General features: G+C 46.7%; 13 protein-coding genes and 1 tRNA gene. 11 read left to right on the forward strand and 3 right to left on the reverse strand.

Annotation, left to right across the window (positions count from 1 at the left end; genetic code table 11):
* The first annotated feature begins 136 nt into the window (after nt 1–136).
* From BLU99_RS05390 to BLU99_RS05425, 8 genes are all read left to right on the forward strand, one after another.
* Nucleotides 137–1,588, forward strand: a complete 1,452-nt coding sequence (locus BLU99_RS05390; protein WP_091900165.1) for a sialate O-acetylesterase — start codon at nt 137–139, stop codon at nt 1,586–1,588.
* 21 nt (nt 1,589–1,609) lie between these two features.
* Complete coding sequence (locus tag BLU99_RS05395) at nt 1,610–2,140, forward strand: NUDIX domain-containing protein (RefSeq protein WP_091900166.1); 531 nt, start codon at nt 1,610–1,612, stop codon at nt 2,138–2,140.
* Nucleotides 2,141–2,228: 88 nt separating this feature from the next.
* A complete protein-coding gene (gene topA / locus BLU99_RS05400) occupies nt 2,229–4,541 on the forward strand; it encodes a type I DNA topoisomerase (protein WP_091900167.1) in 2,313 nt (770 codons plus the stop codon).
* Nucleotide 4,542: 1 nt separating this feature from the next.
* Complete coding sequence (locus tag BLU99_RS05405; protein WP_091900168.1) at nt 4,543–5,070, forward strand: shikimate kinase; 528 nt, start codon at nt 4,543–4,545, stop codon at nt 5,068–5,070.
* Nucleotides 5,071–5,105: 35 nt separating this feature from the next.
* Nucleotides 5,106–6,998 carry a biosynthetic arginine decarboxylase gene (speA, locus tag BLU99_RS05410; RefSeq protein WP_091900169.1) on the forward strand — a complete coding sequence of 631 codons (1,893 nt, stop codon included), beginning with the start codon at nt 5,106–5,108 and terminating at the stop codon, nt 6,996–6,998.
* A gap of 15 nt (nt 6,999–7,013) precedes the next feature.
* Entirely contained in the window at nt 7,014–7,805 is a 792-nt protein-coding gene (gene argB / locus BLU99_RS05415) for an acetylglutamate kinase (RefSeq protein WP_091900170.1), read from the forward strand.
* A gap of 117 nt (nt 7,806–7,922) precedes the next feature.
* Nucleotides 7,923–8,441: an RNA polymerase sigma factor gene (locus tag BLU99_RS05420; RefSeq protein ID WP_091900171.1), complete on the forward strand. Its 519-nt coding sequence runs from the start codon at nt 7,923–7,925 to the stop codon at nt 8,439–8,441.
* Nucleotides 8,431–8,910 carry a hypothetical protein gene (locus BLU99_RS05425; protein ID WP_091900172.1) on the forward strand — a complete coding sequence of 160 codons (480 nt, stop codon included), beginning with the start codon at nt 8,431–8,433 and terminating at the stop codon, nt 8,908–8,910. Before BLU99_RS05420 ends, BLU99_RS05425 begins: the two co-directional genes overlap by 11 nt.
* A 157-nt stretch (nt 8,911–9,067) precedes the next feature.
* Here the strand turns inward: BLU99_RS05425 and BLU99_RS05430 are convergent, their stop codons facing one another.
* On the reverse strand, nt 9,068–9,829 hold the full coding sequence (locus BLU99_RS05430) for a CPBP family intramembrane glutamic endopeptidase (RefSeq protein WP_091900173.1): 762 nt from the start codon (nt 9,827–9,829) through the stop codon (nt 9,068–9,070).
* Nucleotides 9,830–9,838: 9 nt separating this feature from the next.
* Nucleotides 9,839–10,786, reverse strand: coding sequence for a bifunctional riboflavin kinase/FAD synthetase (locus BLU99_RS05435; RefSeq protein ID WP_091900174.1), 948 nt, complete (start codon nt 10,784–10,786; stop codon nt 9,839–9,841).
* 99 nt (nt 10,787–10,885) lie between these two features.
* On the opposite strand from BLU99_RS05435, the gene BLU99_RS05440 reads away from it, so the two are divergent.
* Both BLU99_RS05440 and BLU99_RS05445 read left to right on the forward strand, forming a co-directional pair.
* Nucleotides 10,886–10,962 (forward strand) — tRNA-Ile (locus tag BLU99_RS05440).
* Between the two features lie 147 nt (nt 10,963–11,109).
* Nucleotides 11,110–13,281 (forward strand): DUF4842 domain-containing protein, encoded by a 2,172-nt coding sequence (locus BLU99_RS05445; protein ID WP_091900175.1) that lies wholly within the window; start codon nt 11,110–11,112, stop codon nt 13,279–13,281.
* Nucleotides 13,282–13,287: 6 nt separating this feature from the next.
* On the opposite strand, the gene BLU99_RS05450 is transcribed toward BLU99_RS05445, so the two are convergent.
* Nucleotides 13,288–14,574, reverse strand: coding sequence for an LruC domain-containing protein (locus BLU99_RS05450; protein WP_091900176.1), 1,287 nt, complete (start codon nt 14,572–14,574; stop codon nt 13,288–13,290).
* A 178-nt stretch (nt 14,575–14,752) separates the two neighbouring features.
* On the opposite strand from BLU99_RS05450, the gene BLU99_RS05455 reads away from it, so the two are divergent.
* Nucleotides 14,753–17,329: a hypothetical protein gene (locus tag BLU99_RS05455; protein ID WP_091900177.1), complete on the forward strand. Its 2,577-nt coding sequence runs from the start codon at nt 14,753–14,755 to the stop codon at nt 17,327–17,329.
* Nucleotides 17,330–17,577 lie beyond the last annotated feature (248 nt).

Here is a 17,577-nt window from a genome sequence, read left to right on the forward strand (position 1 = left end):
AATGAGCCAATACGTTAAACCTTTTTTCTTCATTTATGATACTATTATGCAAAATTAGAAAAAAAAGCGCGAATCAACAACATCTCTCCCCAAGAAGTTGTATCTTTGCATCTCGGAACTTAAAACTACGATAACAATGAAGAAAACCCTTTCGACTTTAACACTCGCGGTTCTAGTACTCGGCGTAGAAGCCAAAGTAAGACTACCTCACATCATATGTGATAACATGGTACTACAACAGCAGACCGAGGCTCGTCTCTGGGGATGGACTCAACCCGGCAAGACGGTGAAGGTTACCACTTCATGGGATTGCACAACAACGATGAGCAAAGCTGACAAAGACGGGCGATGGCTCGTAAAAGTAAAGACCCCAAAAGCAAGTTACGATCCACTATCAATCACATTCGATGACGGAGAACCGGTAACCGTCAGTAATGTCGTAGCCGGTGAGGTGTGGGTATGTGCTGGACAGTCGAACATGGAGATGCCGGTAAAAGGATTTTGGCAATGCCCCGTAAAAGACTATAATCAAGTAGTCATTGATGCCGTCAATCACAGAGGAGTACGTTCTGTGAAAATTCCCAGCGTGATGCGTGCTGAGCCACAGGATGACGCTCTATGCGAGTGGAAGACCTGCTCTCCTAATACCGTCGGTGACTTCTCGGCCACTGGTTATTTTTTTGCTCGCACCATACACCAGGCACTGGACATCCCCGTCGGAATCATTGAAGCGAATAAAGGAGGTACGCGCGTAGAAAGTTGGCTAACAAAAGAAAACTTGCAGGAATACACCAACGATCCGACAGATTCCGTTACAATCTGTAAGAAATGGGAATTGTATGATTATCACCGCTCCATGCTCTGGGGAAACGGTACTTTCAACCCCATCCTGAACTATACCATTAAAGGTATCCTATTCTACCAGGGCTGCTCAAACGTCGGTGATTCTGGTAATCAATATGCTGAGCGCCTGACATTGCTCGTTGAGCAATGGCGTTCACAATTTGGATTAGGAGAGATTCCCTTTTATTTTGTTCAGATTGCTCCCTATGCCTATAACGATGATCTCGACGACACCAGCGGTGCTTTGTTGCGTGAACAGCAGCACAAGGCCAGCCAGATGATCCCCAATAGTTCTCTTGTCTGCACAAACGATTTGGTTTTCCCCTATGAATTCTCACAGATTCATCCCGCTCAGAAGCAACAGGTGGGTGAACGACTGGCCTATACCGCGCTCAACCGCGACTATGGCTTTGAAAAAATACTTTATAAGAGTTCGACGTTCAAAGACATGATCATCAAAGACTGTGCCGCCTATATCCATCTGCAGGACAATTACCACAGCGACGCACCTTTTGAGGATATCAAAGGTTTTGAGATTGCCGGTGAGGACAAGGTCTTCTACCCCGCCGAAGCCCAGCACTTTTGGCAACCTGGCGGTAATTACTGGGATGAGGCCATCAAGGTATACTCGCCTAAGGTCAAAAAACCCGTAGCTGTACGTTACTGTTTTAAGAACTTCCAACTCGGTAACATGAAAAACGGGGCCAACCTGCCCCTATTCCCGTTCCGTACCGACAATTGGTAATGTAATCGTTTACTTAGAAATATGAATCATCCATTAGACATCTTTCATTACTGTCCAAAATGTGGCAGTGAGCTATTCAAGGAACACAATTTCAAAAGCAAACACTGCTCGAAATGTGGGTTCACTTATTACCAGAACCCCAGTTCGGCAACAGCCGCTTTTATCCTAAACGAAAAAAACGAGCTGTTGGTCGTCCGTCGCGGGAAAGAACCAGCCAAGGGCACACTTGACCTACCAGGCGGTTTTGTTGACAATGAAGAGTCCGGTGAACAAGGTATGGTACGTGAAATCAAGGAGGAAACGGGTCTCACAATCGATGCCGATAACGTAAAATACCTTTTTTCCATTCCTAACATATACCCCTACTCAGACATGGAGATTCACACACTCGATATGTTCTTCATCTGTCATACATACGAGAGCGTCATGCCACAAGCAGATGACGACGCAGCCGAATGTCTTTGGTTATCCCTTCATGATGTGGATGTTAGGCATTTTGGACTACTCTCTATCCGTCAAGCCGTTCAACGCTTCCTACAAGATAATTGTTAAGAAAACAAAAAATCCTATATATAAATAAGGTGAGAGAAAGTTTTTTGCTTACTTTTGCAGCCCGTAAGAAATAAAAACAAGACGAAGTATGCAGAAAAACTTAGTGATCGTGGAGTCTCCAGCCAAGGCAAAGACCATTGAGAAGTTTCTCGGAAAGGACTTTAAGGTCATGTCAAGCTATGGACATATCCGCGACTTGAAGAAAAAAGAACTAAGCGTCGATGATAAGACGCTTGAGCCAGAATACGAGATTCCCGAAGAAAAGACCAAGTTGGTAGCCGACCTGCGTTCAAAAGCAGCCAAAGCCGAAAAGGTCTGGCTCGCATCCGATGAGGACCGTGAGGGAGAAGCCATCTCATGGCATCTGTGCGAGGTGCTTGGGCTCGACAAGCAGAAGACCAACCGCATTGTCTTCCATGAAATCACCAAAACGGCTATTCTTGATGCCATTGAGCATCCTCGCCATCTGGACATGAACCTGGTGAACGCACAACAGGCACGCCGTGTGCTTGACCGTATCGTCGGCTTCAAACTGTCACCCGTCTTGTGGAGGAAAGTCAAGCCTGCTCTCTCTGCCGGTCGCGTGCAGAGCGTGGCTGTCCGACTAATTGTTGAGCGTGAACGTGAGATTCAGAACTTCAAGAGTGAAATATATTATAGTGTGAACGGTATCTTTGCTGTCACCAACCCCGACGGTTCGGCAACAGAGGTAAAGGCACTATTGGGTTCACGATTTAAGACAGAGAACGAAGCGATGGCCTTCTTGGAGAAGTGCAAGGAAGCTACATTCACCGTAGAGAGTATCACAAAAAAACCAGTCAAGCGCACACCGGCGCCTCCTTTCACCACGTCCACCCTCCAGCAAGAGGCTGCCCGTAAGCTCGGCTATACGGTCAGTCAGACGATGATGGTAGCACAACACCTTTATGAGAATGGACGTATCACTTATATGCGTACTGACTCTGTCAATCTCTCGAATCTCTGTCTCGGTGCCAGCAAGGAGGAGATTGCTAAGCTATATGGCAGCAACTATAGCAAGCCCCGTCAGTATCACACCAGCGCCAAGGGAGCACAAGAGGCACACGAAGCCATCCGCCCAACATACATGGATCAGGCTGAGATAGAAGGAACTGCACAAGAGAAGCGACTGTACGAACTGATTTGGAAACGCACGATAGCCAGCCAGATGGCCGATGCAGAGATTGAAAAAACCACCATTAACATTCAGGTCAGCGGATGCGACGAACAGTTTGTTGCCCAGGGTGAACTGGTGAAGTTCGATGGATTCCTTAAGGTCTACCGTGAATCTTCCGATGATGATGAGCAGATTGACGAGTTCGGACACCTCCTTCCCCCATTGAAGAAAGGACAGGAACTAGTCCGTCGCGAGATTCTCGCCACAGAGCGCTTCAGTCAGGGACCACAGCGATACACAGAGGCTAGCCTCGTACACAAGATGGAAGAGTTGGGTATCGGTCGTCCGTCAACATACGCCCCAACCATCTCAACAATCCAGCAGCGCGAATATGTGCAGAAAGGTGATAAGAAAGGTGAGGAACGCAGCTATTCTCTCTTCCAACTGAAAGGGAAGCAAATCAACCAGAAGACTCGTAAAGAGATGGTTGGCTCAGAGAAAGGAAAACTTATTCCCACCGATGTGGGTATCGTCGTGAATGACTTCTTGATGAAGAACTTCAAGGATATTATGGACTATAACTTCACTGCAAAGGTGGAGCAGGACTTCGATAGAATCGCTGAAGGTGGTGAGAAGTGGACAGACATGATGCACACGTTCTATAACGACTTCAAGCCTACCGTCGAGAAGACCATGAACAGCCGTAATGTACACAAGGCCGGTGAGCGTCTGTTAGGCGTTGATCCCAATAGCGATCGGCCCGTATTCGTAAAAATCGGCCGTTTCGGACCAGTCGTACAGATAGGTACCGCTGAGGATAAGGACAAACCGCTGTTTGCTCAGTTACCTAAAGAGCAAAGCATGGAGACTATCACTATCGACGAAGCACTCGATCTATTTAAGTTACCACGTGAGGTGGGCGAATTTGAAGGAAAACCTGTCACCATCGGTGCCGGTCGCTTCGGTCCCTACGTCCTTCACGACAGAAAATACACGTCACTCCCCAAGGGAGCCGACCCCATGACCATCACCCTCAATGAGGCTATCGCGCTAATTGAGGAGAAACGTCAGCAAGACAATAAGAAGCATCTGAAGATTTTCCTCGAGGACGCGAAACTGGAGGTCCTCAACGGTCGGTACGGTCCCTATCTGGTATACGACGGCAAGAACTATCGTCTGCCGAAGTCCCTTCATGAGAAAGTCGCAGAGCTTACTTACGACGAGTGCATGAAAGTTATCCATGCGACTCCTGTAAAGAAAGGTTGACATGACACGTATTATCCTCGTCGGCTATATGGGAGCTGGGAAAACCACAATCGGCAAGGCGCTCTCACAGGAACTGGGTATTGTCTTCTATGACCTCGATTGGTATATCGAAAACCGTATGCGCAAGACCGTTACCCAGATCTTTGCCGAGAAAGGTGAGGAAGGATTCCGTCTGATAGAGCATAACATGCTCCATGAGATAGCAGAATTTGAGGATGTAATCATCAGTTGCGGTGGTGGAACACCTTGTTTTTTCGACAACATGGACTACCTCAACGAACAAGGACAGGTAATATACCTGAAAGCGACACCAGAGGTACTATACAAACATTTGTTAATGAGCAAGGGTGAACGCCCGTTGCTGAAAGGCAAGAGTCCCGAGGAACTCATTACCTTCATCAGGGAACAGTTAGAGAAACGGGAAATATTTTACAACAAGGCGCGTTACACACTGGATGTCAGTCTGATGGACAATTATGAGAAAATCAAAATCAGCATCGCCAAAATTCGCGAGTTGCTCTCTCTATAACACCTAATCACCCTAACAAACCGATTTGAAAAGTCATGAAGAAATGGACGATTGAAGATTCGAAAGAGCTCTATAACATCACTGGTTGGGGCACTTCCTATTTCGGCATCAACGACAAAGGTCATGTCTATGTCACACCGTGTAAAAACAAGACACAGATTGACATCCGCGAGGTCATGGACGAACTCGCACTGCGCGACGTCACTCCGCCTGTATTGCTCCGCTTCCCCGACATCCTCGACAACCGAATCGAGAAGACGTGGAGTTGTTTCAAAAGGGCAGCCGAGGAGTATGAGTACAAAGGAGAGAATTACGTCATCTATCCTATCAAGGTGAATCAGATGCAGCCCGTCGTCGAGGAGATTATCTCACACGGCAAAAAGTTCAACTTAGGACTTGAGGCAGGTTCTAAGCCCGAGCTCCATGCCGTTATCGCCGTTCAGTGCCAAAGCGATTCTCTAATCGTCTGTAACGGCTATAAAGACCAGAGCTATATCGAACTAGCACTGCTTGCACAAAAGATGGGTAAGAAAATCTTCATCGTCGTTGAAAAACTTAACGAACTGGAGATCATCGCGAAAGTGGCAAAAAAATTGAATGTCCGTCCTAACATTGGCATCCGCATTAAACTAGCCTCCAGTGGTAGCGGCAAGTGGGAGGAAAGCGGCGGTGATGCCAGCAAATTCGGCCTAACAAGTGCAGAACTATTGGAAGCTCTTGAGCTATTGGACAAGAAAGACATGCGCGACTGCCTGCGTCTGATCCATTTCCATATCGGATCTCAAATTACTAAGATTCGTCGTATCCAAACAGCACTCCGCGAGGCCTCACAATTCTATATTCAATTGCATAAGATGGGCTACAACGTTGACTTTGTTGACTGTGGCGGTGGTCTTGGCGTCGACTATGACGGCACTCGCTCACCCTCGAGCGAAAGCTCCGTTAACTACTCCATTCAGGAATATGTCAACGACTGTATTTATACCTTTGTAGAGGCTGCCAACAAGAATAATCTTCCCCATCCGAATATCATCACAGAGAGCGGACGCTCCCTGGCAGCTCACCACTCCGTACTTGTCATCGATGTGCTAGAGACAGCCTCCCTACCAGAAATGCCCGAGGAGTTCGAGCCCGATGAGGAGAGCCATCAGTTAGTGAAGGATCTCTATGATATATGGGACAACCTCTCACCACGGAATGTGCTGGAAGACTGGCATGATGCGGAACAGATCCGCGAGGAAGTGCTCGATCTTTTCAGTCATGGCATCGTCGACCTGAAAACTCGCGCCGAGATTGAGGCCATGTATTGGAGCGTGTGTCATGAAATCAATATCCTTACAAAAGGTCTAAAGCATATTCCAGAGGAGTTGATGAACATCGACAAACTCTTAGCCGACAAATATTTCTGTAACTTTTCTCTGTTCCAGAGTTTGCCAGATTCATGGGCCATCGACCAACTTTTTCCCATCATGCCTATCCAGCGTCTTGACGAACGTCCTACACGTAATGCAACCATCCAAGATATCACATGCGACTCAGACGGAAAGGTAGCCAACTTCGTGACCAACCGCAATAACTCGCACTCCCTTCCTGTTCATCCGCTCAGAAAGAACGAATCTTACTATCTGGGGGTATTCCTCGTGGGCGCTTATCAGGAGATCCTAGGCGACATGCACAATCTGTTCGGTGACACAAATGCTGTACATATCTCTGAAAAAGACGGTTCCTATCATATCGACCAAATCATCGATGGTGAGACCGTGGCCGAGGTGCTCGACTACGTCCAATACGACCCCAAGAAACTCGTCCGTCAGTTGGAGGTATGGGTAGCCAAAAGTGTTAAACAGGGTAGGATTTCCCTTGAGGAAGGCAAGGAGTTCCTGAGTAACTATCGTTCTGGGTTATATGGTTACACTTATCTCGAATAAAGAAAAAACACAAAAGTGAAAGAGAAAATCACGATAGTTAAAGTAGGTGGTGCCATCGTCGAGGACGATGCCCAACTCACCCAATTGCTCAAGAAATTCTGTACAATTGAGGGGAAAAAAGTTTTGGTACATGGTGGTGGCCGCAAGGCTACAAAAGTAGCAGAAGCTCTCGGCATTGAATCGAAGATGGTAGGTGGACGCCGCGTCACCGATGCCGACATGCTCAGTGTGGTGACCATGGTGTATGGGGGACTTGTCAACAAGAATCTTGTGGCCCGTCTTCAGGCTAATGGAGTGAATGCCATCGGCCTTACTGGCGCCGATATGGATATCATCCGTAGTCACCGTCGCCCCCCAGTTGCGATCTCCGGGGTTTCTACTCTCGTCAATTTCGGCTTCGTGGGCGATGTTGACCATGCTAATGGTGAGATGCTTAGTCGACTGATTGAGGTTGGCATCACACCAGTCATGGCCCCACTGACCCACGATGGGCAAGGGAACATTCTAAACACCAATGCTGATACAATTGCCAGTGAGACCGCCAAGGCTCTGGCGTCTTACTACGACGTGACACTCATCTTTTGTTTTGAGAAGAAGGGAGTGCTCAGCAATCCTGAAGACGATAATTCTGTCATTCCTGTCATCACGCATGCGGACTTCGAGCGCTATAAAGCCGACGGGACCGTTAGCGGAGGTATGCTGCCAAAGATTGAGAATGCACTTTCCGCCATCGATGCCGGTGTGAAAGAGGTAATCATCACCCTTGCTACAGCTATTGACAGTTCCTCTGGCACAACGATCAGATAAACCAAGCCACCAAGGACATAAAAAACAACATAATTTTGCTCTTTGTGTCCATGGTAAAAAAACTCTTATTTATTTGTAACTTTTCCCGTTTTCAAACGTCATTCTATTATAGAGAGGATGAAAAAGATTAGTTTCCGAAATGATATCCTGCCGCTAAAGAACGAGCTCTACCGGCTTGCCTTTCGCATCACTCTCAACGCGGAAGAGGCAGAAGATATTGTACAGGAGACCATGATTAAGGTTTGGAATAGACGCACTCAATGGAATGAGATTGAATCAATCGAGGCTTTTTGTCTGACAATCTGTCGACATCTATCACTCGACAAAAGACGCAAGATGGAAAATCTCAATCAATTTCTAGAAGAGGAAGATTACGACGCGCCAGATCCACATCACTCATCCAATCCTGAGGAACAGGCCATGCAGCAAGATAAAATTCTTCTGATACAACGCCTCATTAACAGACTCCCGGAAAAGCAACGCACAGCCATGCAACTGAGAGAATTCGAGGAGAAAAGTTATAAAGAGATCGCAGCGATCATGGACATCAGTGAAGAACAGGTTAAGGTTAACATCTTCCGAGCTCGTCAGACCGTTCGACAAAAATATATAGATACAGAAAAATATGGACTATAAGTATATCGAACAATTACTAGAACGTTACTGGCAGTGTGAAACCACTCTGCAGGAGGAGTCTATCCTGCGTGCATTCTTCAGTCAGGAGATGCCAGACCTTCCGGAGAACATCCGAAAGTATCAGTTTCTTTTTTCCTGCGAGTTTCAGAAAGAAGAACCTCTAGGTGATGATTTCGATGTGAAGATGCTGGAGATGATCGGCGAGGAAGCCCCCAAGAGCAAGACCATCAGTCTGACAAGTCGTCTGATGCCGTTGTTTAAGGCTGCAGCCATCGTAGCTATCATTCTGACCCTCGGCAATGCTGCTCAGGCTCCTTGGGATCGTGGTTGGGATGACCCAAAAGATGCCTATGCCAAATTCCATGAACAGAAAGGCGATTCTGTCAACGTACTGGGCACCATTCAAGCCGAGAACCTAAGCGATAGTACAAAGGTGAGTGCCTCGGAGCCGGCAAGTTATTACGAATAAGATTTTTCTATGCTTTCTATATATAAATAATCAGTTATTAAAACAAAAGGAAACTGTGAAGTTCCCCATTCTCTCAAATCTTTTTCCCTAATACCAATGATATGAAATGGGCTGCCTCCGAACTATTGGAAGCAGCCCATTTCAACATTTCGAGATTCTATTTCCGAAGTCTTTCATTCAGTTGGTACAGCGAAGGAAGGAAAATACACATTGAGAACAGCAATGCCATTTGGACCGTGTGACTGTTATCACCAAATAGATCGTTAAGTGTCAGCGACGGATCGGGAAAGAAATTGTAGACCACGTACACCACCGTATTATTCACCCAATGATAGACCACTCCAGGAACAATACTATCTGTACGATAATACATCCATCCTAACAGCAGACCGATCAGGAATGCATGTGGCATCTGTGCAGGATTCATGTGAATCAGTGCGAAAAGAACGGCTGAGATACCGATAGCTATCCACGAGTTAGCCCTCACACGAAGCAAAACCCTTAGGACTGCACCACGGAACACCAATTCTTCGCCTAACGGAGCCAATAATCCAACCAGCACATAACCCCATCGCTCCTTCATAATGATGCCCATCTGTTCCTCCACAATATTCGGCAAATCTGGCATTTGCTCCTGTAGCCATACAGAAGGGATGATAGCCCCCAAGGCTGCCAATACACACCAAAAGAGAACGTTCCACGGACGTGTACGCACCCAATGTCTAGACAACTCGCTCCACCTCATCCACAAGAACATACAGATAATCAGCACATCCGTTACAGTCAGGGTCACCAACATAAACGATGTACTCATCATCTGTCCCTGACCGCCTGTCAGACGCCAGAGCATAAGAAACATATTAGCAGCCACCAACTTGATGGCTATGAACACGAGTGAGTATAATAACGCTCTTTTCATATCTCTTTTTCATCTTTCTTTCACGCCCAACACCGTCTCTGCCATCCGTCTATCCTCAACCAACTGAGTTTTCAAAGCCTCTGGTGTATCGAAGAAACGTTCTGCACGAAGACGCATCACGAACGACACGCTGAGAGTCTGGCCATAGAGGTCACCCTCGAAGTCGAAGAGATTTACCTCCAATGTCTGTCGTTGACCATTGAATGTTGGGCGCTTTCCGATATTCATCATCGCTGCCCATACCCGACCATCACCCTCCAGCGCTGCCCATACGGCATAGACACCTGCTTCCGGAATCAGTTTACAGGGATCATCGAGCGTAAGATTAGCTGTAGGAAAACCAAGACACCGACCAATATGTTCGCCCTGTGTCACCTTGCCACTCAACTGATAAGGTCGTGTCAGGCACGACGGCATCAGTTCCACCTTTCCCTCCAACAACAGGTCTCGAATTACCGATGAACTGATCGTCCGCTGGCCTCCATCCATCAACACAGCCTCGCCACGACACACCTGCATGCCAAGTTCCCGACCATAGCGAACATAGTCATCAAAACCCTCCGACCGATTCTTGCCAAAACGGTGATCATAGCCTGTGATAAGCGTTTCTACACAGAGTTGATCACGAAGTATCTGTTGCATAAAAGAACGTGCCGACAAAGCGGCCGTTTCTTTCGTGAAAGGAAGTACGACAAAATAGTCTACCCCAAGCCCCTCTACCACCGCTATCTTCTCATCTAGGGTGGTCAACACCTGCGGTTGGAATGTCGGATCCAATATTTGTCGTGGCTGACGGTCGAAGGTTATCACCACAGAAGTGAGACTTTGTGTCCGCGCTTTCTCAACCACCAGCCCGATTAACTGTTGGTGCCCACGGTGCACACCATCGAACACCCCGACTGTCGCCACGGTGGGAGAGAGAATCTTTTCTTCCTGGTTCAACCAAATCGTCTTCATCGGAGTGCAAAGTTACGAATAATTACAGAATTTCGAGTAAAAAGCCCGTTTTTATTTGGATATTTCATGAATTTCTTGTAACTTTGCAACCCAAATCCCGGACTTGTAGCTCAGTTGGTTAGAGCAACAGACTCATAATCTGGAGGTCCCAGGTTCAAGCCCTGGCTGGTCCACCATTCTAAGCCGAGCATTTTATGATGAAAAAAAAGGAGTGGATAAAATGTGGGGTTGCCGCTTTCTTATGTCTGATGGCAACTGGGTGCTCAAAAGAATCCGGATTATCAGGAGACGAGGAATTCACTGAGAATTTCAGAACATTCGTTATGGGTGGCAAGGCGATTGATACCCATCAGACGTGGAGTACCGTTGTCAGCGTGCCTGTGAAGATTATTGTCGACTTCGGTAACACCGCTGACTATACCGTCTATATCTTTCAGACACCACCACTTTACGACACAAAGGCTCTTTATATCGGCATGGCTAAGGTAAAATCCGGAACATCAAAGACCATCTATGTTACCAAACCCGCCAATACAGGATTATTCTATGCCGCCTGTTATGACAGTGACGGACATGCCGTCTGTCGGCCGTTCCCTATAAGCACCACAGATACAGAATTGACCTTCACGGGAAAGATTCCCGACACGACGACCAACATCATTCCAATCGGCGGCAACAGGTGGAGCATTACGGAAAAGGAAATACCCAATCTGACGCACTATATCACTGGTACATTGCCGGAGGTTACCGATGTCATGGACCAAGCAAATGGAGAGGCGATGCACATGAGACTCAGCTCCGATTACACGGGTTTCATTCCCAACCTGGCCCTTTATGAGGGACAATCGCTCTACGTCACCAGTCAGTGGACGCTGAGCATGAACCAACAGATCTCCAACGGCAACGTACTTATCATCGGCGATGGAGGTGAAGTGGTTATTCCAAAAGACTATAAGCTCACTACGAAATCACTCGGCAGTAACAGCAAGTCGGGTGCTATCTATGTCCTACCCGGTGGAAAAATCAGTGGAGAAGGAATCGTCGAGTTCACCGACAACGAGAGCGAGTACCACTATAATGGGGGAACGATCATGGTCAATAACCTCCTTCTCTCTGGTGGTCTTCTGTATAATATCGGCACCATCGGTAATCCAATTATCACAACCACAAGTATAACCTCTTCAATCGATGCTAACGGTCAAAATGGCAATCTTATCAACCGAGGCTATACCTATCTTACACAGTTCAATGGGAATAATCTAGCCATCCAGAATGGTGGCTACCTAAAAGTTAATGGTCCGTTGCAGTTGAACAGTAGCTCCCTGATGGATGACGGGAGCTATACCGAATGTGATGCTCTAACCCTCAATGGCAGCAGCAACGGTGATAAAGTTCTCTATATGGGCAATGCTGCCTATCTGAATTGTCTAGGCGATGTGAGCATCAACAATTTTGGAGTATGGGGACCCACTGGTGACAACTATCAAAGCAATGCAATCTTCAAGATTTCAGGCTGCAGTTATTGCACAACCACCGACGGTCAACCCGGAACATATATGCTTGATCATGTGGAACTTATCACACCACAGAAATTCCCGACCGTGTTCGACAATGGTGCAATGAACATTTGGGATAGTTCCATCAAAGGCATCGGTACTGGCAAACTGCAAACCTCCTTCTCCGGTTTCTATAATTTGTATATGCTCTACCATTGGTTCAATGGCTATGAAGGACGAATCCTTAACACTGAAAACTATCAATGGACAACCGATAACAACGACAAAAACAATTTCGAATGGAATAAAGAACTGGCACCGCATGCCTCAGGTGTGGAAAGTCTCCGACAAACATGCCTCTACAGTACATCACCCTCCTATACCTATACGGGAATCGCCAGATTCCGGAAGGAAAGTGTAACCACACCTTCCAACAACTGTGTGTACTATGCCTTCGAAACGTTAGAAGACAAGACAAAAGACTACGATTTTAATGATCTCGTGCTACGTGTCAATACACCTATCGACAACGGTGATAACACCTATACATCCACCGTTCAGATTATGTGCGTGGGCAACACCATCAAGACCAACGTGCTATACAACAACGAGGTGTTTGGCAATGAGATACATGCCACCATCGGAACGGCCGTCACGACACCTATTAACGTGACCGATGTACCACGTGTGTTTCGTAAGTTTGGAACAATTACCTTCAACGCTGCCGACAATAGAATCGACCAACTGCCTTTTTCCATACAGATCGAGGATACTAACGGCAAGATAACACTCCTAAAACCAGATATCAGATCGGGTGAAGCACCATTATTTATCGTCATCAACGGTGATATCAGGAGTCGTTGGTTCTGGCCTATCGAGGGCACAAATATCGGCATTGCTTATCCGCAATTCAGCAACTGGGGTGCCAACATGCAAAGTAACGTCGACTGGTACGACAGCACTAACGCCGCCGTCAACAGAACCGTCGTCTGGGAATAAGAGAAATTAGAAAACCCGGGTAGGGGTAGCGTATTTGTCAAGATACCAGTCCAGGAATCTGTTACGGTCCATCGCCCACTCTCCGAACGAATGTCCCTCGGTGGCATAGGCTCCGAAAAGAATACTTCCGTTAATAATAAAACCAATGTTCACGCCTTCAAGAGGCCAGCGGAATGTACCCGACGGAATTCTAAAGGCCCACGGTAATTTAGCGATCTTCGCACCTGTATAAGGATAGAGCACCTGGGCATTTCGGTACTCATACATATGCACCTCCCAACGCCCGCCGTTGAACTCTTCTACGATAAAAGGATCAAGTTGGTCAAGCGACAACCTGTTCAGTAGCTTTTCATCTTTGAATGTTACGACATAGGTTATCTCACGAGGAACCATCATTTGAGCTGTACCACCTGTGTTTTTTGTCACATTGTACTTCTTCCGTCCCATCATTCCAAAGTTGTCGTCTAACTCTTCGCCTGTTGCCCAATGGGCATCCACAAAGAGATTAAGTACAGCCTCATCATGCCGCCCTTTCGCAAAAAGCGACTTGTCTGTCAGCACATACATCATCTGGTCGGAAATCGTCTTACCATTGGTAACGTTGAACGACATATTATTCACTGTCGACACGCTCTCAATATCGTCATACTTCACATCCACCAAACGTAGACAGGCTCCCACCTGCTTACTAGCACCCACGGCAGCTAGTGTCACATGGTAGCGCATCTCCATCTTGCCAGTCCGCTCCTGCGAGATACGCATAACCACATCGTTATAGTCATAATCACCAGGTTTAGGATACTCTTCCTCAAAACAATATGTATATACCTGTGGCTGTGGTTCATACGAGATACCATCACCTTTAAGAATGGGATTACTGAAAGTAATGACACCCTGTTCATCCGGAGAAAAAACCTCCAACGTATACTTTCCATTCTGGTCAATGAGGGCAGCATAAAGGGTGGCAAGCGTACTTGGATAGGAGATACTGATCATCCTTTTCTCTCCATCGGTAACATATACCTGTCCCACCAGTTTGGCATCACCGCTTTGGCGGGGGTTCGCTGTCAGTATCTGCACCTTCTCCGCGTTCATACCTTCTGGGACCATGATAAGTAAATCCTTCGCTGTTGTCAACACCCAACTATGATCCTTGTCTATGGAGTCTACAGGACAGACACTGTCAAGCAATTCCTCATATCTCTCCTCGTCGAACACATCCCGATGACAGGACACGCCTGTTAAAACCATGGCACAGAATGCAACCAATGATATCCACGTAACTTGTTTCATTACCCTCTTTTTCGTTTTGGGCAAAATTACAAAAATTATCGAATACGATCCCTTTTGAAGGAGATGTTTTACAGATTTTAACAAACATTTTGATACAACTTGGGGATTTTTTAATTATATTTGCAGCCTAATCGATTAGTTTGTCAAGTTACGTAACCGTCTATTAATTAGTTTTGCAATGAAAAAGTATTTGATTATTAAAGGAGCATCGTTAGCCCTCATCATTGGAGGTATTATCGCCAGTTGCGCGAAGGATGATGTAGAGTATGTTCCAATTTCCGTGAAGAAAACACAAGAATACGAGAAAGTTTTCCGGGAGGTCTTTGGCGAGATTAGCCCGAACCAGAACTGGGGATTCTCTACAGAGGTGCCTGAAGAGGCCGTCGAGGAGGTTGAAGAGCAGGCTTCTACCCGAACTGTTAACTGTACGCACACCTTCCCTTCTGCGCCTAGCTCAAGTGCCTATAAATCTAGTGTCCCATCAGGAGTAACCTACCTAGGTAGCTTCGGTGGCGATGTATACAACAGGGTTCAGAGCAACACAGCTTATTGGGTTGATGGAAACGTTAACTACAATATGGACTTCGGAAGGGTTCAGAATACCACATTATACATTAAAGGTACCGTCAAGCCAACAAACTTATACCTCAAAGGAAGAAGTGTCATCTACGTGACCAAAGGAGCCACCCTTGCCTTTGACAAGGAATATTCAATCGGTACAAACGTTACCGTCTATGTGGCTGAAGGTGGAACGCTCAAGGGATCGACCTCGAAGAAACTGCAACTTAATAGTGCCACCGTATATAATAAAGGAACGGTTACGGGAAGTTGGATTCAATTAGCGAACAACTCATTACTATATAACCAAAATTCTGTCACTACAACGGGCGACTTGACCATCGAAAACGCCGGAGGTCATGTTGTCAACGACGGAACACTGAACGTGGGCGGCAACCTAAAAACTCAAGGTAGCAGTCATTTCCAGAATAACGGTCCGACAGTTGTCAAAGGCTATACGATGATTAATAGTACCAACAACACATGGGTGAACAATGACAGCTATACCACGGGTGATTGGTACTATCAGGATGGTAGCCCAAACGTTATCAACAATTGTAAACTGATCTCGAAGAACAAATTCTGTATTAACAACGGCGGTGGTGCCAACTCCTTCAAGATGGATGCCAATGCCTATACAGAATGTAAGTACTTCTATGCTGGAGCAACCATGGGCAACCTGAATGGTAATGGTGACGTAAAAATCGACATGGGTGCAAATTCCCTGTTCAAGGTTACCGAGACAGCCACAATGAATATCCAGCAGATAGGTTACTACCAATATAACAACACCTACCAGAACGGCATCTATGGTCCGACCTCTGGTAATAGTCGTGCTACATTCCAAGCCAAGGTCATCGCCCAAGGCAGTAACAACAACTACCAGAAGTTCATCGAGTACGGCGCCAAGCTGAACGTTATTGCTACAAGCAGTCATTTCGCATTCTGGGAAGATGGCTATGGCAATGCCAATTACCAGTTCTTCTTGGGATTCACCATTAATGATGTCTACATCGCTGGTAAAAACAAGGCAAACAAGGCCGCTCCAGCATTACCTACTGGTCTATGCGGCTGCGGTCCCGTCATCACATACGGCGTAGAGAATAAGGTGGAGCGGACTATCATTGAGTCGGGACGCGTGTTCTGTGAGGATCTAGGACAGGCCACCCGTGAGGATCTCGACTTCAACGATGTGGTCTTCGATGCAAAGGTAATCAAGGTAGAGGAAGTAACTTACACGACCACCTATGCAGATGGCAAGCCTACCGGCACAGCCGTTCGGAAAGTGAACAAGACCTACTATGAGAACGAGGTTGTACTGCTCGCTGCCGGTGGTACCTATAACATCACTGTCGACAACATTGATGTCCACAGTGCGTTCGGTAGTGATGTAAGTAAGGTAACAATGGTGAACACCCGCGATAACAACTCTACTGCCTTCGGTGATTTCATTGTAAAAGACCCTGTCCCTCTGACGCTTAACCACGTCTACACCAGGATCATCGATATCCCTGTGGTCGTCGACTACGAAGGTGACAGCCAGACCTATCAGTCGGCTAGGTATAAGACTCTGGAGTCCGTCCCTGGGCAGCCGCCTCACAAATTCATGATTCCGAAGGGTGATGTTGCTGATCCACAATGGCCCACAGAGCGAAAGAACATAGGACTAGGTTATAAGACTTTCAAGGACTGGGTGAACAATGGTTCAACGAAATTCTGGCTAGGCGCTACTGACTCGTATTACCTCTACTCCAAACTGCATGGCACTGATAATGACCCGAAGGGTACAGTTGTTACAACAGTAACCAGCACATCTACAATTATAGAGGAAACGCTATGGAACGCCGGACAGACGTTTACTGCGTGGAGCACAAAGGGCATCACTCTCGTGAATGCCGGCGACGACTTCAAGGCTGGTGACCGCCTACGCTTTAACGGTAATGCGGCAAGCGGTGCTACCACTGGTGAAGAGCCACACATCACGCTAGTTGTCAATAATGCCGAGCCATATTTCCTTGACAGCAAGTTCCCTGAGGCGCAGACCGACGCTCAAGGAAATCCTGTGGCAGTCTCACTAGAGGTAACCCTCGACGATGATGCAGCTGCGCGTCTGAACAATGCAGTCAACAACTCGCAGACCATCTCACTGCGCGGAATGTACTGTACGCTGAACAGCATCACCATCATCCGTAAATAATCAATCCATTAAATCAAATACATTAATTGCATGTGAAGGGGTGTCTGCGGGAGCAGATGCCCTCTTCTTTTCCTTTCAAAGTACAAACTTTTTTAAAATGATCATTTTCTATACAAAATGTTTCAGACTCTTACTGTTTGCGTGCACTTTAACTTTTTTTAAGCAGCTTTTCACACCACCTATTATATTTTGGTGTATATTTGCAAGACTTTTTCAAGAAAGTTGGAGAGAGAACGAGAGTATACAAA

Origin of the sequence: Prevotella sp. lc2012 (assembly GCF_900107065.1) — a bacterium.
Lineage (GTDB): Bacteria > Bacteroidota > Bacteroidia > Bacteroidales > Bacteroidaceae > Prevotella.